Origin of the sequence: Pseudomonas brassicae (assembly GCF_010671725.1) — a bacterium.
GTDB lineage: Bacteria > Pseudomonadota > Gammaproteobacteria > Pseudomonadales > Pseudomonadaceae > Aquipseudomonas > Aquipseudomonas brassicae.
Genome location: NZ_JAAHBU010000131.1, coordinates 1 through 20,231 on the forward strand (window position 1 = coordinate 1; position 20,231 = coordinate 20,231).

Below are 20,231 nucleotides of genomic sequence, written 5' to 3' on the forward strand. Positions count from 1 at the left end.
ATTACCACTGCCCCTTGTGGGAGCTGGCTTGCCAGCGAAGGGGCCAACGCGGCGGACTCAGGGCTCGGGCTTGAACGCCACCTGCTCGTCCCAGCCGCCACCCAGTGCGGCAATCAACTGCACGCTGGCCACCAGGCGCCCTTGCAGCAACGTCAACGCGCTACGCTCGTTGCTCAGCGCGGTGGTCTGCACGTTCACCACGTCCAGGTAACCGATCAGCCCGGCCTTGTACTGGTTTTCGGTCAGGCGCAGCGATTCACGTGCCGAGGCCAGCGCTTCATCGCGCACCTGCGCCTCGTCGGCATACACCTTCAACTGCACCAGGTAGTTCTCCACTTCCTGGAAGCCATCGAGCACGCTCTGGCGGTACTGCGCCACAGTCTGGTCATACACCGCCTTGGTGCGCTCGACCTCGGCCGAACGCTTGCCGGCGTCGAACAGGGTCATCGCCAACTGCGGCCCCACCGACCAGAAACGGTTGGGCAAGCTGATCCAGTCGCTGAAGCTGCTACTGCTGTAGCCGCCGCTCAAGCTCAGGGTCAGGTCTGGAAAGTACGCTGCGCGCGCCACGCCGATACTGGCATTGGCCGCCATCACCTTGCGCTCGGCCGAGGCAATGTCGGGGCGCGCTCCAGCAACTGCGACGGCAAGGCCATCGGGATCTGCGGCAATTGCGGGATCCGCGTACTTGGCGCCAGGGCGAACGCAGCCGGCGCCTTGCCCATCAACACCGCGATTGCGTTCTCGAACTGTGCACGCTGCCAGCTCAGGTCGATCAGGTCGGCCTGGGTGCTCTTGAGCTGGGTTTGCGCCTGGGCCACCGCATCCTTGCCCGACACGCCGGCACGGTACTGATTCTGGGTCATGGTCAGCGAGCGCTGATACGCCGCCAGCGTGGCTTCGAGCAGGCGCTTTTGCTCGTCGATCACGCGCAACTGCACATAATTCTGCACCAGCTCCGACTGCAGGCTCAGGCGGATCGACGCAAGGTCCGCCAGGCTCGCCTCGGCACTGGCCTCGTCGGCATTCAGGCCTTCGCGCAGCTTGCCCCACAGGTCGGCCTCCCAACTGACCCCCAACTGGGTGCTGTAGGTATCGCGAATACCGCTGCTGTTGTTGCTCAGGCTCGAACTGCTGCTGCCGGTGCCCTGGCTGGAGCGGGTCTTGCCGGCGCTCAGGTCCAGGGTCGGGAACAGCGACGCCCGCGAACTGCGCACCAGCGCCTGGGCCTGGCGGTACTGCGCTTCATATTGCGCAACCGTCTGGTTGCTGGCATTGAGCTGCTCGACCAGCGCGTTGAGCTGGGCATCGCCGTACAGCTCCCACCAGGCGCCACGGGCCAGCGCGTCGGACGGGTTGGCGGCGCTCCAGCCTTCGGCATATTTGAACGCAGCAGGTTCTGGCGCCGACGGCCGGTGGTAGTCAGGGCTCAGGGTACAGGCGCTGAGCATCGCCACGCACAGCGCGCTGGCCAGCAAGCGCGAGCCGCGTGCAGCCAGCATCGGCTGCAACGAAGGTGGGCAATGTTTGGCAATCGGGTTCATAGCGGGGTTTCCAAGGCAACATCGGTACGCACGCCGCGCCAGTGGTTGAAGCGATGGCGCAGGCGGTCCAGATAGAGGTAGACCACCGGAGTGGTATAGAGCGTGAGGATCTGGCTGAACACCAGCCCGCCAATGATGGTCAGGCCCAGCGGCTGGCGCATCTCCGCGCCTTCGGCGGTACTGAGCAGCAGCGGCAACGCGCCCAGGATCGCCGCCAGGGTGGTCATCAGGATCGGCCGCAGGCGCAACAGGCAGGCCCGGCGAATAGACTCCTGCGGCGTCAGCCCTTCGTTGCGCTCCAGCTGCAACGCCAGGTCGATCATCAGGATCGCGTTCTTCTTTACCACGCCGATCAGCAGGAACAGGCCCAGCAGCGAGATCAGGCTGAACTCGCTGCCGACCACGTACAGCGTGAGCAAGGCACCGACCCCGGCCGAGGGCAAGGTCGAGAGGATGGTCAGCGGGTGGATGTAGCTCTCGTAGAGGATACCCAGCACCAGGTACACCGCCAGCAAGGCGCCAAGGATCATCCACGGCTGGCCCTGTGCGCTCTTGGTAAACGCATCCCCCGTACCGCCCAACTTGGCGATCACACTTTCGGGCAGGCCGACCTTGGCCACCGCACGCTCGACCGCAGCCATTGCCTGATCCTGGCTGACCCCTTCGGCCAGGTCGAAGGAAATGTCTTCGGCGGCAAACTGGCCCTCGTGGCTGACCCGGTCTTCGGCCAGGCTGTTCTCGTAGCGCGCAAAGGTCGACAACGGCACGCGCGCGCCGTCGGCGGTAATCACCTGCACCTGCTCAAGCGTACGCGGGTCCTGGGCATACTTGGGGTTGACCTCCATCACCACCTGGTACTGGTTGAGGCTGTCGTAGATGGTCGAGATCTGGCGCTGGCTGTAGGCGTTGTTGAGCACCGAGGTAACCATGCTCATGTCGATGCCCAGGCGCTTGGCCTGCTCGCGATCGACCACCAGGGTCACCTGCTGGGTGCCACTGCCCTCGCTGGCGTCGATGGCGGTGAGCTCCGGCAGCGACTTGAGCGCGGCCACCACCTTGGGGTACCACTCGCGCAGCGAGGCCAGGTCGCCACTTTGCAGGGTGTAGAGGAACTGCGAGCTGCTCTGCTCGCGGCCGCCACCAAACTGCAGGTCCTGGTCGGCCATCAGGAACAGACGGCCGCCCGGCACCTTGGGCATCTCCTTGCGCAGGCGCTCGATGATCTTCTGCGCCGACTCCTTGCGCTGCTTGATCGGCTTCAGGCGCACCAGCACCATGGCGTTGTTGATGCCGCTGTTGCCGCCGATGAAGCCGGCCACGCTTTCCACGGCCGGGTCCTTGAGCAAGGCACGGCGGTAGATTTCCATCTTTGGCTGCATTACCGCGAACGACAGGCCGTCGTCGCCGCGCACAAAGCCCATCAACTGGCCGGTATCCTGCTGCGGCATGAGGGTCTTGGGCACCACCACGTACAACCCGACGTTGACCACGATGGTCGCCAGCAGGCTCAGCAGGGTCAGGCGTCGATGGCGCAGCGCCCAGCCCAGGCTGCGGTCGTAGCCGGCCATCATGCGTTGGTTGAGGCGTTCGCTCCAGCGCTGCAGGCGGGTCTGGCGGCTGGGCTCATGCGGCTTGAGCCAGCGCGCGCACAGCATCGGCGTGAGCGTCAGCGACACCACCAGCGACACCAGAATCGCCGCCGCCAGGGTGATGGAGAACTCGCGGAACAGCGATTCGACGATACCGCCCATGAACAGGATCGACACGAATACCGCCACCAGCGAGGCGTTCATCGCCAGCAGCGTGAAGCCCACTTCCTTGGCGCCGAGAAACGCCGCGCTCAACGGCGCGACGCCTTCGTCGATATGCCGCGAAATGTTTTCCAGCACCACGATGGCATCGTCCACCACCAGCCCGGTGGCCAGGATCAGCGCCATCAGCGACAGGTTGTTCAGCGAGAAGCCGCACAGGTACATCACCGCAAAGGTGCCGACCAGCGACACCGGCACTGCCAGCGTCGGGATCAGCGACGCACGCAGGTTGCCCAGGAACAGGAACACCACCAGGATCACCAGCGCCACGGCAATCAGCAAGGTGTGCTCGGCTTCCTTGAGGGTGGCCTTGATTACCGGCGAACGGTCCATGGCCAGGTTGAGCTGCACGCTGGCCGGCATCAGCGCCTGCAACGCGGGCAACTGCTCCTTGATGCTCTCGATGGTCTGGATGATGTTGGCGCCGGTCTGGCGGTTGATCACCAGCAGCACGGCGTCCTTGTCGTTGAAAAAGCCGCTGTTGTAGCGGTTTTCGACCGCGTCGGTAACCTTGGCCACGTGACTGAGGCGCAACACCGAGCCATCCTGGTAGCGGATCACCAGCGGGCCGTAGTCCTTGGCCTTCTCCAACTGGTCGTTGGCCTGCACCTGCCAGCTACGCTGGGCATCCTCGACAAAGCCCTTGGGCCGCCGCACGTTGGCATTGGCGATGGCCTGGCGCACCTCGTCCAGGCTCACGCCGTACTGGTTGAGCAACTGCGGTTCGAGCTCGACACGCACCGCCGGCAGCGAGCTGCCGCCGATCTGCACCTCGCCCACTCCCGGCACCTGCGACAGGCTTTGCGACAGGATGGTGGACGCCAGGTCGTAGAGCTGGCCCTTCTGCAACACGTCGGAGGTCAGCGACAGCACCATGATCGGTGCCTGGGAGGGGTTGAACTTGTTGTACGTGGGCATGCTCTTCATGCCGCTGGGCAGCAGGTTGCGCGTGGCGTTGATGGCTGCCTGCACCTCGCGGGCGGCACCATCGATGTCGCGCCCCATGTCGAAGCCCAGGATCACCCGGGTCGAACCCTGGCTGGAACGGCTGGTCAGGGTATTGACCCCGGCAATGCTGCCCAGCGATCGCTCCAGCGGCGTGGCCACGGTCGAGGCCATGACCTCCGGGCTGGCCCCCGGCAGGTTGGCCGAGACCACGATCACCGGGAAGTCCATTTGCGGCAGCGGTGCCACTGGCAGCAGGCCGAAGCTGACACCGCCCAGCAGCATGATCGCCAGGCTCAGCAGCATGGTCGCCACCGGGCGACGGATAAACGGGCCGGAAAGGTTCATGCGTCGGCCTGTTGTGCGTCAGGCTGACGACGCCAGCGGCGTGCCAGACGGTCAAAGTACAGGTAGATCACCGGCGTGGTGAACAGCGTCAGCACCTGGCTGACCAGCAACCCGCCCACCATCACCAGGCCCAGCGGCTGGCGCAGCTCGGCACCGGAGCCGGTGGCGAGCATCAGCGGCACGGCCCCGAACAACGCGGCCAGGGTGGTCATCAGGATCGGCCGGAAGCGCAGCAGCGCCGCCTGGTAGATGGCGGTCTGTGGGTCCATGCCCTGGTTGCGTTCGGCCTCCAGCGCGAAGTCGATCATCATGATCGCGTTCTTCTTGACGATACCGATCAGCAGGATGATGCCGATGATCGCGATCATGCCCAGGTCGTTGCCGCTGAGGATCAGCGCGAGCAACGCACCGACCGCCGCCGAGGGCAGGGTCGAGAGGATGGTCACCGGGTGGATGTAGCTCTCGTAGAGCACGCCCAGCACGATGTACATGGTCACCACCGCCGCCAGAATCAGCAGCAAGGTGCTCGACAGCGAGGCCTGGAACGCTTCGGCAGCGCCCTGGAAGCGGGTCTGCACGCCCAGCGGCATACCGATCTGCTGCTGCACCTGCTCGATCACCTTGACGCCCTCGCCCAAGGACACCCCTTCGGCCAGGTTGAACGACATCATCACTGCCGGGAACTGGCCGATGTGGGCAATCGCCAGTTGTGCCTGGCGCTGCTCGACATGGGCCAGGCTCGACAGGCGCACCTGGCCGCCGTCGGTGGTCTTGACGTAGATCTGATCGAGTACTTTTGGCCCCAGGTCGGAGGCGGCGGCAGCCTGCAGCACCACGCGATACTGGCTGGCCTGGGTGTAGATGGTCGAGATCTGGCGCTGACCGAAGGCGTCATACAGCGCGTTGGTGATTTCCGACACGTTGATGCCCAGGCGGCTGGCAGCGTCACGGTCGATCACCAGGAACACCTGCAGGCCCTTGTCCTGCAGGTCGCTGGCCACATCGGTGAGCTCGGCGCGCGCATGCAGGGCGTCGACCAGCTTGGCGCTCCACAGCGCCAGCAGGTCGGCATCCGGCGACGACAGGCTGAACTGGTACTGAGTACGGCTGACGCGGTCTTCGATGCTCAGGTCCTGCACCGGCTGCATGAACAGGCGGATGCCCACCAGCTTGTCCAGCACCGGCTGCAGGCGGGTGATCACCTGGCTGGCCGTCACGTCGCGCTCGCCGTGGGGCTTGAGGTTGATCAGCAGGCGCCCGCTGTTGAGCGTGGCATTGTCACCGTCCACACCGATATACGAAGACAGGCTCTGCACGGCCGGGTCTTGCAGGATCACCTTGCTCAGTTCCTGCTGGCGCTGGCTCATGGCGGCGAACGACACCGACTGCGGCGCCTCGGAAATCCCCTGGATCACCCCGGTGTCCTGTACCGGGAAGAAGCCCTTGGGCACCACCAGGTACAGCAGCACGGTCAGGCCCAGGGTGGCCACGGCCACCAGCAGGGTCAGCGGCTGATGCCGCAGCACCCACTGCAGGCCACGGCCGTAGTGCGCGATCATCCAGTCGATCCACGCGCCACTGGCACGGTAGAAGCGGCCCTGCTCCTCTGGCTTGGGCTCACGCTTGAGCAGGCGCGCGCACATCATCGGCGTGAGGGTCAGCGAGACCACCAGCGAAATCAGGATCGCCACCGCCAGGGTAATCGCGAATTCGCGGAACAGGCGCCCGACCACATCGGCCATGAACAGCAGCGGGATCAACACCGCGATCAGCGAGAAGGTCAGCGAAATCAGCGTGAAGCCGATCTGGCGTGCGCCCTTGAGCGCCGCCTGCATGGGCGTTTCGCCCTCTTCGATGTGGCGCGAGATGTTCTCCAGCATCACGATCGCATCGTCCACCACAAAACCGGTGGCGATGGTCAGGGCCATCAGGGTCAGGTTGTTGATCGAGAAGCCGGCCAGGTACATCACCCCAAAGGTGCCCACCAGCGACAGCGGTACGGCAATCGACGGGATGATCGTGGCACTCACCCGACGCAGGAACAGGAACGTCACCAGCACCACCAGCACGATGGCGATCAGCAACTCGTGCTGCACGTCCTTGACCGAGGCGCGGATGGTCTGGGTGCGGTCGGTCAGCACCATCACATCCAGGCCCGCGGGCAGGTTGTCGGTGATCGACGGCAGCAACGCCTTGATCCGGTCGACCACCTCGATGACGTTGGCCCCGGGCTGGCGCTGGATGTTCAGCAGTACCGCCTGGCTCTGGTTGGCCCACGCGGCCAGGCGCTCGTTCTCGGCGCCGTCGACGATCTGGGCGACGTCCTTGAGGCGCAACGGCGCACCGTTGTTGTAGGCCAGAATCAGGTTGGCGTATTCCTCGGGCGAGCGCAGCTGGTCGTTGGCGTCGAGCATCGACACCCGCGTCGGGCCGTCGAAGTTGCCCTTGGGCTGGTTGACGTTGGAGGCGCCGATCAGCGTGCGCACGTCGGCCAGGTTGAGCCCGGCCGAGGCCAGTGCCTCGGGGTTGACCTTGATGCGCACGGCCTGGCGCTGGCCGCCGGCGATGCTGACCATGCCCACGCCGCTGATCTGCGCGATCTTCTGCGCCATGCGGGTGTCGACCAGGTCGTTGAGCTTGGGCAGCAGCATGGTCTTGCTGGTGATCGCCAAGGTCAGCACCGGGGTGTCGGCCGGGTTGACCTTGTTGTACACCGGCGGTGCCGGCAGGTCGCTGGGCAGCAGGTTGCTGGCCGCGTTGATCGCCGCCTGTACCTGCTGCTCGGCCACGTCCATGTTCATTTCGAGGTTGAAGCGCAGGGTCAGTACCGACGCACCACCCGAGCTGGTCGACGCCATCTGGGTCAGCCCCGGCATCTGGCCGAACTGGCGTTCCAGGGGCGCGGTCACCGCGCTGGTCATCACCTGCGGGCTGGCGCCGGGGTACAGGGTGATGACCCGGATGGTCGGGTAATCGACCTGGGGCAAGGCCGCCACCGGCAGCAACTTGTAGGCAATGAGGCCGGCCAGCACGATGGCCAGCATGCTCAGCGTGGTGGCGACCGGGCGCAGGATGAACAGCCGCGAAAGGTTCATGCGCCGGCCTTGCCCTGCTCGCCCGGCGCGGCCGAGGCGTCTTTCTTGTCCTGGCCTTGCAGGTGCTGCCCAGGGGTGGCGGGAACTTCGCTGCTGTCATTGACCACTTCGACGTCGCTGCCATCACGCAGGCGGTCGGTGCCTTCGAGCACCACGCGGTCGCCCTTGGCCAGGCCTTGCTTGACCACGGTCAGCTCACCATCGCTGGCGCCCAGCTTGAGGCTGCGGATACGTACCTTGTTCTCGCCGTCCAGCACATAGGCGAAGGTGCCGTTGGTGCCGAACTGCATTGCCGCCGAAGGCGCCAGTACAGCGTCCTTGAGGGTGTCGGCCAGCAGCCGTACGTTGACGAACTGGTTGGGGAACAGCATTTCATCCTGGTTCTGGAAGCTGGCCTTGAACTTCAGGGTGCCGGTGGTGGTGTCGATCTGGTTGTCCAGGCTGCTGAGCACCCCGACCGACAGCTGTTGGGTGTCGCCACGGTCCCACGCCTGCACAGGCAACTGCGCCCCGCTGCGGTAGCGTGCAAGCACGGTGGTCAGCTCGGTTTCAGGCAGGGTGAACGCCACGGTGATCGGCTGGGTCTGGGTGATCACCACCAGGGCGGTGGTGTCGTTGGCTGCAACCAGGTTGCCGACATCCAGCTGACGCAAGCCCAGGCGCCCGCTGATCGGCGCACGAATCCTGGTGAAGTCGAGGTTGAGCTTGGCATCGCCCACCGCCGCCTGGTTGGTCTTGATCGTGCCCTGGTACTGGGCGACCAGTGCGGCCTGGGTGTCGAGGGTCTGCTTGGCGATGCTGTCTTCGGCGAACAGGCCTTTGTAGCGTTGCAGGTCGATCTGGGCATTTTTCAGCTGTGCCTGGTTCTGCGCCAGGGTGCCTTCGGCCTGCTGCAAGGCGATCTGGTAGCTGCGCGGGTCGATTTCGGCCAGCAGGTCGCCAGCCTTGACGCGCTGACCTTCCTTGAAGTGGACCTTGACCAGTTCCCCCGCCACGCGGCTGCGCACGTTCACCGTGTTGGTCGCGGTGACCGTGCCCAACGCCTTGTAGTACAGCGGAAAGTCGCCCACCGTAGCCGGCGCGACACGTACCGGCACCGGGCCGCCAAAGGCACCGAAACCTGGACGCCCACCGCCGGGCTTGCCACCGGCAGCGCCCTTGTCTGGCTGCGATGATGGCCACTGCCACCAGCACAGGCCGGCAACCACCAGCAGAACCAGCAGGCTCAGCAGCCAGCGACGAGAGTGACGGGGACGGGCGGTTTGCATCGGTTGATCGGCCATTGTGCGGGGAAACTTCTCTTGAGGAGGCTGAACGATAAGCAGTAGAGCGGTTTAAGCAAAGCGCCTTTACCGGCTATTTACCTAGAGCTGACGTTGGCAAAGTGCTGAACTATAAATAAAAACGGCCTGGACTAAGGCCAGGCCGTTACAACTTTTTGCAAATTGCCGCAGCCGGTCTCGCCGGCAACGGCTGCGTTGCAATCTTACTTCAGTACCGACAGTGCCGCGTCATAGTTCGGTTCTTCAGCGATTTCCTTGACCAGCTCGCTGTGCAGCACCTTGTCGTTTTCGTCCAGCACCACGACCGCACGGGCAGTCAGGCCTTTGAGCGGGCCGTCGGCAATTGCCACGCCGTACTGCTCGATGAACTCGGCACCGCGCAGGGTCGACAGGTTCTTGACGTTTTCCAGGCCTTCGGCACCGCAGAAGCGTGCCTGGGCGAACGGCAGGTCGGCCGAGATGCACAGCACCACGGTGTTGGCCAGCTCATTGGCCTTGGCGTTGAACTGGCGCACCGAGGTGGCGCAGGTAGGGGTGTCGACGCTTGGGAAGATGTTCAGCACTTTACGCTTGCCGGCCAGGGAAGCCAGGGTCACGTCGGACAGGTCGCCCGCCACCAGGGAAAACGCAGGTGCCTGGGCGCCCACTGCCGGCAGTTCGCCGTTGACCTGTACCGGGTTGCCTTTGAGAGTCACTTGAGCCATGAAAGAAGTCCTTATGCGGGGGTGAGTAAAGGACCAGAGTTAAGCATGAAAGTGCCCATCAACCTATGGGGGGCACGATAAATTGTTGAATTGCCAGACAACTTTTGTGGACAAAGGGCGAGCAAGGGTGTGTACCCCTGCCCGCCCCGCGGCTCAGCCGGCCAGCGAATAGACGATGGCGCTGATGGCCACCAGGCCAACCGCGACCACGAACACGTTGGACATCGCGCCACTGTACTTGCGCATCGCCGGTACGCGGCGGATGGCGTACATCGGCATCAGGAACAGGATCGCGGCGATCACCGGGCCGCCAAACGACTCGATCATGCTCAGGATGCTCGGGTTGAGCGTGGCCACTACCCAGCAGATCACCAGCATGAACGCTGCGGTAAAGCGGTCCAGCGCCTTGGCGCCCGGGCGCTTGCCGGTTTTCAGCACCAGCCCCTTGAGGCCTTCGCTGGCGCCGATGTAATGGCCCAGGAACGACTTGGCGATGGCCACGAAGGCAATCAGCGGCGCCGCGAACTCGATGGTCGGGTTGCTGAAGTGGTTGGCCAGGTACGACAGGATCGACAGGTTCTGCGCCTTGGCTTCGGCCAGTTGCGACGGGCTCAGGGTCAGCACGCAGCTGAACACGAAGAACATCACCATGGCCACCATCAGCAGGTGGGCACGGGACAGGATCTGCCCGCTGCGCTCGTCGGCGTGCTCACCATAGCGGCGCTTCTGGTCGACGGCGAAGGCCGAGATGATCGGCGAGTGGTTGAACGAGAACACCATCACCGGGATGGCCAGCCACAGGGTGTGCAGGAAGGCCGAGCCCGATGGCAGCTCGGTGGCGGTGGCCAGGATGCCGCCATTCCAGTGCGGGATCAGGAACACCGCCAGCAACGCCAGGGCCACGATGAACGGGTACACCAGCAGGCTCATGACCTTGACCGTGGCCTGCTCGCCGCAGCGCACGATGGCCAGCAGGCCGAGGATCAGCACGAACGACAGCACGATGCGCGGTGGTGGTGCGATATGCAGCTGGTGCTCCATGAAGCTGCCAACCGTATTGGTCAGCGCCACGCTGTAGATCAGCAGGATCGGGAAGATGGCGAGGAAATACAGCAAGGTGATGCAGGCACCGGCGGTGAGGCCGAAATGCTCCTCGACCACGTCGGTGATGTCGGCGCCATCGCGGCCTGAAAGCACGAAGCGGGTCAGGCCGCGGTGTGCGTAGTAGGTCATCGGGAAAGCCAGCAGCGCCAGAATCAGCAGTGGCCAGAAGCCGCCGAGGCCGGCGTTGATCGGCAGGAACAGGGTTCCGGCGCCGATGGCTGTGCCGAACAGGCCCAGCATCCAGGTGGTGTCCTGACGGGCCCAGCTGCCGAGGGCGACTGGGGACGATTCGAAGCGTTGTTCAACGCTTGGGGCCTGCTCATTCATCCGGGTGCAACTCCACACGCAAGACTGCAACAGCGCTGGGAGAGGCGGAACAGACGCATCAGCACACCCCAGCTGTAAAAGAGGGGCGCGATTGTGCGCGCTTTGGTTGCACTTGCAAAGCCCTGGCCGAGGAGCGGTTGCACCTGGTGGCCCCACCACGGTGTGCTGCCGGCCCTGCTGGCCCGGCGACACACTGTAGGAGCCGGCCTTGTCGGCGAAAAGCCGTTACGCGGTCTTGTGCACCGCCGCAAACGCCTCGGCGACCTGCTTGAGGTTGTCCGGACGCACGCCTGACATGCACACCCGGCCGCTGTCGATCAGGTATACGCCAAACTCGTCACGCAAGCGACGCACCTGCTCCACGCTGAAACCGGTGTAGCTGAACATGCCGCGCTGGCTGAGGAAGAAGTCGAAGTTCTGCCCCGGCAGCAACACCGCCAACGCATCCACCAACGCCTGGCGCATGTCGAGAATACGCAGGCGCATGGTTTCCACCTCGGCCTGCCACTGCGCATTCAACCCCGCATCGCCCAGCACCGTCGCCACCAACTGGGCCCCGAAGTTCGGCGGGCTGGAGTAGTTGCGACGCACGGTGGCCTTGAGCTGGCCCAGGACACTCTGCGCGCTCGCGCTGTCGTCACTGACCACCGACAACCCACCCACCCGCTCGCCATACAGCGAGAAGATCTTGGAGAACGAGTTGCTCACCAGGCTCGGCACACCAGCCCGGGCAAATTCACGAATGGCGTAGGCATCTTCGGCCAGGCCTTCACCAAAGCCCTGGTAGGCGATGTCGAGGAAGGGGATCAGCGCGCGCGCCTTGACCACTTCGATCACCTGCTGCCACTGCGCCTGGCTCAGGTCGACACCCGTCGGGTTGTGGCAGCACGGGTGCAGCAGCACGATGCTGTTGGCCGGCAGGGTCTGCAAGGTCGCGAGCATGCCGTCGAAGTTGACGCCGCGGGTGGCCGCATCGAAGTACGGGTAGCTGTTGACCTTGAACCCGGCGCCTTCGAAGATCGCGCGGTGGTTGTCCCAGGTAGGGTCGCTGACCCAGACCTGCGAGTCGGCAAAATAGCGCTTGAGGAAGTCGGCGCGACTTTCAATGCACCCGAGCCGCCAACCGTCTGTACGGTGGCCACCCGCCCGTCGCTCAACGCCGGGTGCTCGGCACCGAACAGCAACGTCTGGATCGCCTGACGATAACTGCCCAGGCCTTCCATCGGCAGGTACAGCGACGCTTCGTGAGGCTGGCCAGCCAGGCGCTTTTCTGCCTCGCCTACCGCCGCCAATTGGGGCACCACGCCGTCGGCGTCGTAATACAGGCCGATACTGAGGTTGACCTTGTTGGCACGCGGATCGGCCTTGAAGGTCTCCATCAGGGAGAGGATCGGATCGCCGGCATAGGCATCGACATGTTTGAACACAGCGTGCAGCTCCTTGGGTCTGGGCAAATCGTGAAGGACTGTGGCGAGGATACCTGTAGCCGCGCCGAAGGAACATGACCTCTGGTGCAACTAATCCGTGCAGCCATGCACGCCCGCTGCGCGCCCGGCCATGCCAGCCAGCCTTGGTGGAAGGCCAGGTACAACAGCGCGCACACATTCGGCATGGCGGTCTTGCCGAGCATGTTGCGCCGGTGTGTGCGGGCGGTCTGGTCGCTGATACCCAGCCTGCGTGCCAGCTGCTTGTCGCTCAGCCCCTGCGCCAGGCAACCCAGCACGTCTTGTTCGCGTGCTGACAACGGCGTCGCCGATCGCTCCTGCCCGACCTGCAGGTGAGGGCTGCTTCCAGGCACAGGTAGATCGCCACCAGCGCACTGGCTCTGCCGACCTTGAGTTTGTGAAGAATGTTTTCGCGGTGCTTGCGCGCCGTAGAAAAAGCGATGGACAACTGCTGGGCGACTTCCCTATCGGTCAATCCACGTACAACCCACGACAACACCACCGTTTCCTGGTGGCTCAAGCGCATGTCCGGTCCCTGAACGGGTGATGTCTGGCGAAGACTAGGAGCCGATGGCGCCGCTGTAAAGCCAACCCCGAATACCCACGCGCATACCGCATTTGCCGAATGTTCGCGCGCCACCAACCGACAGATCATCCAGTTGCCGACGCAGTTCACCCGGTGGTCGACGGCAGGGAATGTCGTTGCGAGTCGCAGTTCGGTCGATTCGAACCCTCAATGGAAAAGGAATGCACATCATGAACTGGAACCGCTCGTTTACCGACTTGATCCGCAATGGCCGCGCGGCTTACTGGGGCAACTGGACCCTCGACCAGAAACTCAAGGTCGGCAGCGTAGGCTTCGTGTCGCCCGACAACGGCGACTTCACCCTGGTACAGGAGCAGGCGCCGGGGCTGACCGTCAGCACGCGCAATGCCCCCAACCAGTGGAAGCTGTCCTCCAGCAACGTCAAGCGCACCCAGAGCAGCGTGGCGCTGGACGGCTCGGCCACCGACCCGGAAACCGGCACCAAGATCACCGCCGGTACCGAAGTGAAGTGGGATTTTGCCTCCACCGGCTCGATCGCCTCGGAGTTCGGGATTGCCTCGGAAGCCTACCTGGCCGACCTCACCGTGCTGACCCGGCCCGACACCCTGGCCTGGCTCAAGGACCAGGCCAGCCGCGTCAGCATGGCGTCGAGCACTGGCATCGCCCAGGGCTTTGGTGTGGTGACCAGCGTGATCTACGCCACCAGCGGCCTGAACGTGGGCTCGCAGGACAACAGCTCGTCGTTCTCGGTGACCGGCTCGGTAGGCGGTGTGCAGGACCTGCTGGCCAGCGCCGATGCCAAGGGCTCGTACGTGTCGACCAACCAGACCAAGAGCGTCGACCAGCACCTGTGGCCCGACAAGGCCAACACCCTGCCCGCCCAGCCGATCCCCATCGCCTACACCTTCGCCTCGTTCGACGGCGAGTTGCTGATCCCCAACTGGATCACGCGCCTGGGCGGCCTGCAGATCCTGTTCAACAACAAGCCCGGTTGCACCTACATCACCAGCATCACGCTGGACTACGACACCCCCACCGGTAAGCAGAGCCAGCAGTTCTCGCTCAGTGGCGGCCTCTCCAAGACGGTCGGCAACATCCCGCTCAACGCCACCAACATCAGTGCCCAGGTGAAGTTCAAGGGGATGATCAACAGCGACAACTACAGCTTCAACTGGCCGAGCCCGCTGGGCCAGTGGCTGACCGGCAGTCGCGAGATCCAGATGAACGGCGTGTGGCCGGGCAAGACCTCGGCCACCGACCTGCAGCACTGAGCCGCTACACCATCAACCCGGATGCACGCCGCCTGCGCTGGCGGTGTGCGAGGACTTTGTCATGTACTACATCACGCTCGAATTTCTGACCAAACACGTGCGGGTGCTGGGCCCCCGCACATCAGATGACTTCTTCAACCAACTCATCGACCCGTACAAGCAGATCGCTCTGGAGGACATGGACATCCTCAATGAAACGATCGAGTCCACGCTCGAAAGCGTCACGCACCGTGCCGGCATCGTGTTGCAGGCAAGGATCGAGGAAATGGAGCACGCGTTCCCCAACACGGTGATGTTCATGGATCCGGCCACACTCACCCAGGTGTGCAATTCGTTGACCGCAAGAAAACCCAACCGGTTCGAGTTCGACTGTAACGTGCGCATCCCCTGGATTGTGACCTGGGCGGGCGCCAACACGTGGAACGTCATCGAAAATGCGGCGGGCTTTGCTGCCACTACCGATGACGGCGGCTGTTGCAACCATTATCGCGGTGCACTCACCGATGGTTTGAGCATCACCGCTTGATCACTTGCGCACGCAATGACGCCATCACCGCCATCCCCGGCGATGGCGTCACACACCTCAACCCTGCGCCAACCGCTGCAACCCCTCGAACGCCTCCAGCGTCACACTCACCCCGTCTCGCGCCGAGGCTTCGCGCTCCCGGTAGCGCCGCTCACCCGGCATGCGGCTCACCCCCACCGCCTGCATCTGCGCCACCAGCTCCCGGCTGCGCTCGGCAAAGCGGTTGCCCTGCGCCTTGGTGGGATCGATGACGATGATCAACTGCCCGGTCCACGGCGTTTTCGCCCCCGGATGCTGCGACCAGTCGAACTCGAACGAGAAATTGCCGCCCGTCAGCGCCGCCGCCAGCAACTCGACCATCATCGACAGCGCCGAGCCCTTGTGCCCGCCAAACGGCAGCAACGCGCCGCCATCGAGAATCGCCTGCGGGTCGCACGTCGCCAGCCCTTGGCTGTCCACGCCCATGCCTTCAGGTAAGCGCTCGCCCTTGCCGGCGGCAATCTGCACGTCACCATGGGCGATGGCGCTGGTGGCCATGTCGAACACGATCGGCGCATGCCCGGCGCACGGCGCGGCAAAGGCAATCGGGTTGGTGCCGAACAGCGGCTTGCTGGCACCGTGGGGCACCACGCAGGTCATGCTGTTGACCACGCTCAGCGCTACCAGCCCCTCTTCGGCGAACGGCTCGACATCCGGCCACAAGGCCGCAAAGTGGTGCGAGTTGTGAATCGCCAGCACCGCAATACCCGCGCTGCGCGCCTTTTCCACCAGCAGCGCGCGAGCGCGGCCAGTGCCGGCTGGGCAAAGCCGCCCCTGGCATCAACGCTCACATAGCCACTGGCAACGTCCTGCACCTGGGGCTGCGCCGTGCCATCGACCCAGCCACTGGCCAGCGTCGACACATAGGCCGGCATGCGAAACACCCCATGGCTATGTGCGCCATCGCGCTGGGCGCTGGCACAGTTGGCCGCCAGGATGCGGGCAACCGACTCGCTGCTGCCATGGCGCACGAAAATGCGCTGCAGCAGCGCCTCGAGCTCGGCCTGGGGAATATGGTGAACAGGTGCGGACATCTGAAGCTCCCTTGTTGGAATTGGCGTGGGCGACAGCGACGAGCGATAGCCGAACTTTCCCCTTATGACAGCAAACTGTCAAATGTTGACTTGATGACAGAAAACATTCATTTTCTATCCCCAGCACACCCGTCAGCGAGAATCGTTCGTGAGCCAACCGATCAAGCAACGCCTGGAACACAGCCTGCAGCATGCAGCCGCCTCGGGTCGCAAGATCGCCACCTACATGCTTGCGCATTTCACTGACCTGCCGTTCGAGACCTCTGCCTCGCTGGCGGCAAAGATCGGCGTGAGCGAATCAAGCGTGGGGCGCTTCTGCCGCTCGCTGGGCTACGAACACCTCAAGGCGCTCAAGCATGACCTCAAGGACGACCTGGGTGACGGCCCCTGGCTGGTGGGCGACCGGCTGCAGGAGTTCCGCCAGCAACAGGGCAAGGACGAAGCCGAGCGTGCGCGCAGCCTGGAGCTGGAAGTGGCCGCGCTGGTAAGCGTTTACGAATATAGCCGCACCGATGCCTGGCACACCGTGGCCAGACGCCTGGCCGAACGCCGCCGGGTGTTCGTCGCCGGCTTTCAGACCGAACGCGGTATCGCCCAATGCATGGCGCACCTGCTGCAGTACCTGCGCGATGGCGTGCAGGTGGTGGACGGCAGTGCCGGGCACTTTGGCGACGTGCTGCTCAGCGCCGCCGACGACTGCGCATTGGTAGTGTTCGAGGCCCGGCGCTACTCGCGCCATGCCCTGATCCTGTGCCGCAAGGCACGTGAAGCCGGGATCCCGGTCACCCTGGTGACCGATACCTTCTGTGACTGGGCCGATGCCAACGCCGACGAGGTGTTTCGTATCCCCACCGAATTCAATCTGTTCTGGGAGTCCACCGCGACGATGCTGTCGTGGGGGCACCTGATGGTCAACGAGGTCTGCAAGAAGCTCGGGCCGGATGTTGAAAAACGCTTGGACGCAACTGCCGCTCTACACAACGAATTCGTTGGCTACACGTCAACGAGCAAACAATAGCAAGAGTGCAATCAACCACGAGGTGTTTCATGAAACCCGTCCTCCGCTTTGCAGGCGCGTGCGCCCTGCTGTTCGCCGGCATCACCTCGGCCCAGGCCGAAACCCTGAAGATCGCCACTGAAGGCGCTTACCCGCCGTTCAACTATGTCGACTCGAAAAATCAGCTGCACGGCTTCGACGTGGACATCGCCAAGGCGCTGTGCGAGCAGATGAAAGTCGAATGCACCGTGGTGGCGCAGGATTGGGAAGGCATCATTCCCGCCCTGATGGCCAAGAAGTATGACGCGGTGGTCGCCTCGATGATCAACACCGAGGAGCGTCGCAAGAAAATCGCCTTCACCAACCACTACTACAAGACGCCGTTGTCGGTTGCCGTGGCCAAGGACAGCGAGATCACCGACGCCCAGACCAGCTTCAAGGGCTACACCGTGGGCGCACAGTCGTCCTCGACCCAGGCGATCTATGCCGAGGACGTGTACGGCAAGGCCGGTGCCGACGTGAAACTGTACCCGACCCTGGACGAAGCCAACGCCGACCTCGCGGCCGGGCGCCTGGACGGGGTGATCGCCGACAAGTTCCCGCTGCTGGAATGGCTGGGCAAGTCCGGCAAGGACTGCTGCAAGATCCTCGGTGACGTCAAGGGCACCACGCCGACGCCTCGATTGCCGTGCGCAAGGAAGACCAGGCGCTGCGCGAACGCCTGAACAAGGCCCTGGACGAGATCGTCGCCAACGGGACTTACCAGAAAATCGCGGCTCAGTATTTCGACTTCGATATCTACCAGTAAGACCGCATTCGCTGGCAAGCCAGCTCCCACAGGGTTTTGTGTTCAACGCGGCCCTGTGGGAGCCGGCTTGCCGGCGAAGAGGCCCTGTTGTCTTGCCGAGGGTTCGCGCATGATCGAACAACTGTCCCTGTTATCCTTCGCCAGCGGCGGCTGGGGCCAGGCCCTGCTGGCCGGCGCCTGGTGACCATTTCCCTGGCCCTGGCCTGCCTGCCCATCGGCCTGCCGCTGGGCCTGGGCGTGGCGCTGGCCGCCCGCTCGAAAAAACGCCTGCCCCGGGCCTGGGCCACCGTGTTCTCCACGGTGTTCCGCGGCCTGCCCGAGCTGCTCACGCTGCTGATCATCTATTACGGCTGCCAGATCGCCGCCCAGAAGATCCTCGCCGCCATGGGCTACGAGGGCGAGGTGATGATCAACACCTTCCTCGCCGCCATGATCGCCTTCAGCCTGGTATTCGCCGCGTTCTCCAGCGAAATCTGGCTGGGCGCCTTCAAGACCATCCCCAAGGGCCAGTACGAGGCCTCGGCGGCGCTGGGCCTGAGCAAGACCACCACATTCCGCAAGGTGGTGTTTCCGCAACTGGTGCGCATCGCGCTGCCAGGGCTGTCGAACAACTGGCTGTCGCTGCTCAAGGACACCTCGCTGGTGTCGACCATCTCGCTGGTCGACCTCATGCGCCAGACCAACCTGGCGGTCAGCGTGACCAAGGAGCCGATGTTCTTCTATGGCGTCGCCTGCCTGGGCTACCTGCTGTTCTCGGCACTGTCGGGCCGGGTCTTTGCCTACATCGAACGCCATAGCAGCCGTCACCTGCGGAGCGCACGCACATGAACTTCGAGCAAATACTGGCCATGTTCCTCGACCCCGACCTGCTGGAACGCTACGGCCCGCGCTTTATCGACGGGCTGCTGGTAACCGGCAAGCTGGTCGCCATCTCCTTTACCCTGGGCGCCTGCTCGGCCTGCTGCTGGCGCTGGCGCGGCTGTCCGGCAATGGCGTGCTGCAACGCCTCAGCGCAGGCTACATCTACTTTTTCCGCGGCTCACCGCTGTTGGCCCAGCTGTTCCTGCTGTACTACGGGCTGGGCTCGCTCAAGGGGTTCTGGCAAGACGTGGGGTTGTGGTGGTTCTTTCGCGAGGCGTGGTTCTGCACCCTGCTGGCCTTCACCCTCAATACGGCTGCCTACCAGGCCGAGATCTTTCGCGGCGCCCTGCTGGCCGTGGCACCCGGGCAGCATGAAGCCGCCAGGGCGCTGAGCCTGAGCCGCTCGACGACCTTCTTCAAGATCATCCTGCCGCAATCGCTGATCGTCGCCATCGGCCCGCTGGGCAACGAGCTGATCCTGATGATCAAGGCCAGCGCGATCGCCTCGCTGGTGACCATCTACGACCTGATGGGCGTGACCAAGCTGGCGTTCTCGCGCAGCTTCGACTTCCAGATCTACCTGTGGGCCGCCGTGCTCTACCTGCTGATCGTCGAGATCGTGCGCCGCAGCCTCAAACATATAGAAGCCCGTCTGGGCCGCCATTTACGCTGAACCGATAGCCGCTGAGGATTTTTCCATGCATTGCCAAACCATCGTTCTGGGCGCCGGTATCGTCGGCGTCTGCACGGCCCTGCACCTGCAAGCGCGCGGGCGCAAGGTGATCCTGATCGACCGCGACGAACCCGGCAGCGGCACCAGCCATGGCAACGCAGGCCTGATCGAGCGCTCAAGCGTGATCCCCTATGCGTTCCCACGCCAGCTGTCCAAGCTGCTGCGCTACGGCCTGAACCGCCAGCCCGACGTACGCTACAGCTTCAGCTACCTGCCCAAGGCCGCGCCGTGGCTGCTCAAGTACTGGAAAAACTCCGCCCCCGCGCCGCTGGCCGAGGCCACCCGCGCCATGCTGCCGCTGGTGCAGCGCTGCGTGGAAGAACACGATGCGCTGATCGACGTCGCCGACCTCGGCGCACTGGTGCAGGCCAAGGGCTGGATCGAGGTCTACCGCAATGCCGCGGCACTGGCCCAGGCCGTGGCCGATGCCGAGGCGCTCAAACCCTACGGCCTGCAGTATGAGTTGCTCGACAAACAACAACTGCATGCCCGTGAGCCGGACCTGAGCGCGAATGCGGTGGGCGGCATCCACTGGCTGGACCCCAAGACCGTGACCAACCCCGGCGGCCTGACCCGTGGCTATGCGGCCCTGTTCGTCAAGCGTGGCGGACAATTCATCCACGGCGATGCGCGCACCCTGCGCCAGGTTGCCGGCGACTGGCAGGTCGACACGCGCCAGGGCCCGGTCACGGCCGCCGAAGCGGTGATTGCCCTGGGCCCGCAGGCCGCCGAGCTGTTCCGCCCGCTGGGCTACGACATCCCGCTGGAAATCAAGCGTGGGTATCACGTGCACTTTCACCCCCAGGGTG

11 protein-coding genes and 6 pseudogenes are annotated in these 20,231 nt (G+C 64.2%); 7 read left to right on the plus strand and 10 right to left on the minus strand.

Annotation, left to right across the window (positions count from 1 at the left end; translation table 11 throughout):
- Window positions 1–57: 57 nt before the first annotated feature.
- From G3436_RS10775 to G3436_RS28880, 9 genes and pseudogenes are all read right to left on the minus strand, one after another.
- Window positions 58–1,502 (minus strand): annotated as a pseudogene (locus G3436_RS10775) (efflux transporter outer membrane subunit).
- A gap of 38 nt (window positions 1,503–1,540) precedes the next feature.
- Window positions 1,541–4,648, minus strand: coding sequence for an efflux RND transporter permease subunit (locus G3436_RS10780; protein ID WP_163944611.1), 3,108 nt, complete (start codon window positions 4,646–4,648; stop codon window positions 1,541–1,543).
- Window positions 4,645–7,743 carry an MdtB/MuxB family multidrug efflux RND transporter permease subunit gene (locus G3436_RS10785; RefSeq protein ID WP_163944613.1) on the minus strand — a complete coding sequence of 1,033 codons (3,099 nt, stop codon included), beginning with the start codon at window positions 7,741–7,743 and terminating at the stop codon, window positions 4,645–4,647. Before G3436_RS10785 ends, G3436_RS10780 begins: the two co-directional genes overlap by 4 nt.
- On the minus strand, window positions 7,740–9,011 hold the full coding sequence (locus G3436_RS10790) for an MdtA/MuxA family multidrug efflux RND transporter periplasmic adaptor subunit (RefSeq protein WP_163944616.1): 1,272 nt from the start codon (window positions 9,009–9,011) through the stop codon (window positions 7,740–7,742). The genes G3436_RS10785 and G3436_RS10790 overlap by 4 nt, the downstream gene beginning before the upstream one ends.
- A 218-nt stretch (window positions 9,012–9,229) precedes the next feature.
- The gene (gene tpx, locus G3436_RS10795; protein WP_163944619.1) at window positions 9,230–9,730 is read right to left on the minus strand and encodes a thiol peroxidase; all 501 of its coding nucleotides are present in this window, start codon (window positions 9,728–9,730) and stop codon (window positions 9,230–9,232) included.
- Window positions 9,731–9,883: 153 nt separating this feature from the next.
- Window positions 9,884–11,161, minus strand: coding sequence for a serine/threonine transporter (locus G3436_RS10800; RefSeq protein WP_163944621.1), 1,278 nt, complete (start codon window positions 11,159–11,161; stop codon window positions 9,884–9,886).
- Between the two features lie 225 nt (window positions 11,162–11,386).
- Window positions 11,387–12,588 (minus strand): annotated as a pseudogene (locus G3436_RS10805) (amino acid aminotransferase).
- Window positions 12,540–12,959 (minus strand): response regulator transcription factor, encoded by a 420-nt coding sequence (locus G3436_RS28875; RefSeq protein WP_163944624.1) that lies wholly within the window; start codon window positions 12,957–12,959, stop codon window positions 12,540–12,542. The pseudogene G3436_RS10805 and the gene G3436_RS28875 overlap by 49 nt, the downstream one beginning before the upstream one ends.
- Window positions 12,857–13,261, minus strand: a complete 405-nt coding sequence (locus tag G3436_RS28880; RefSeq protein WP_420801198.1) for a response regulator transcription factor — start codon at window positions 13,259–13,261, stop codon at window positions 12,857–12,859. The genes G3436_RS28875 and G3436_RS28880 overlap by 103 nt, the downstream gene beginning before the upstream one ends.
- A gap of 101 nt (window positions 13,262–13,362) precedes the next feature.
- Between G3436_RS28880 and G3436_RS10820 the strand changes: the two genes are divergently transcribed.
- Both G3436_RS10820 and G3436_RS10825 read left to right on the plus strand, forming a co-directional pair.
- The gene (locus G3436_RS10820) at window positions 13,363–14,424 is read left to right on the plus strand and encodes a hypothetical protein (protein ID WP_163944631.1); all 1,062 of its coding nucleotides are present in this window, start codon (window positions 13,363–13,365) and stop codon (window positions 14,422–14,424) included.
- Between the two features lie 61 nt (window positions 14,425–14,485).
- Window positions 14,486–14,950, plus strand: coding sequence for a hypothetical protein (locus G3436_RS10825; protein WP_163944634.1), 465 nt, complete (start codon window positions 14,486–14,488; stop codon window positions 14,948–14,950).
- Window positions 14,951–15,007: 57 nt separating this feature from the next.
- On the opposite strand, the pseudogene G3436_RS10830 reads toward G3436_RS10825, so the two are convergent.
- Window positions 15,008–16,023: pseudogene (locus G3436_RS10830) on the minus strand (Ldh family oxidoreductase).
- Between the two features lie 148 nt (window positions 16,024–16,171).
- On the opposite strand from G3436_RS10830, the gene G3436_RS10835 reads away from it, so the two are divergent.
- The 5 genes and pseudogenes from G3436_RS10835 to G3436_RS10855 all read left to right on the plus strand — a co-directional run.
- Window positions 16,172–17,041: an SIS domain-containing protein gene (locus G3436_RS10835; RefSeq protein WP_163944637.1), complete on the plus strand. Its 870-nt coding sequence runs from the start codon at window positions 16,172–16,174 to the stop codon at window positions 17,039–17,041.
- Between the two features lie 29 nt (window positions 17,042–17,070).
- Window positions 17,071–17,828, plus strand: a pseudogene (locus G3436_RS10840) (transporter substrate-binding domain-containing protein).
- Window positions 17,829–17,937: 109 nt separating this feature from the next.
- Window positions 17,938–18,656 (plus strand): annotated as a pseudogene (locus G3436_RS10845) (ABC transporter permease).
- Window positions 18,653–19,362, plus strand: a pseudogene (locus G3436_RS10850) (ABC transporter permease). Before G3436_RS10845 ends, G3436_RS10850 begins: the two co-directional pseudogenes overlap by 4 nt.
- Before the next feature lie 25 nt (window positions 19,363–19,387).
- A partial coding sequence (locus G3436_RS10855) for an NAD(P)/FAD-dependent oxidoreductase (protein WP_163944640.1) occupies window positions 19,388–20,231 on the plus strand: 844 nt, incomplete at its 3' end.